Genomic DNA, 255 nt, shown 5'->3' with positions numbered 1-255 from the left:
TGAAAGACGTGGTAGCCTGCGAAAAGCTTCGGGGAGTCGGCAAACAGACTGTGATCCGGAGATGTCTGAATGGGGGAACCCAGCCATCATAAGATGGTTATCTTGTACTGAATACATAGGTGCAAGAAGCGAACCAGGGGAACTGAAACATCTAAGTACCCTGAGGAAAAGAAATCAACCGAGATTCCCTTAGTAGTGGCGAGCGAACGGGGACTAGCCCTTAAGCTTCTTTGATTTTAGCGGAACGCTCTGGAA

General features: G+C 48.6%; 1 rRNA gene. It reads left to right on the top strand.

Annotated elements, in window-relative coordinates:
* A 23S ribosomal RNA gene (locus IB266_RS30570) occupies positions 1-255 on the top strand; the annotation flags it as partial.

It is taken from the genome of Pseudomonas sp. Pdm06 (genome assembly GCF_014851795.1).
GTDB lineage: Bacteria > Pseudomonadota > Gammaproteobacteria > Pseudomonadales > Pseudomonadaceae > Aquipseudomonas > Aquipseudomonas fluorescens_AA.
The sequence above is the reverse complement of the archived record's forward strand: the minus strand, read 5'-3'. Positions and strand labels throughout refer to the sequence as shown.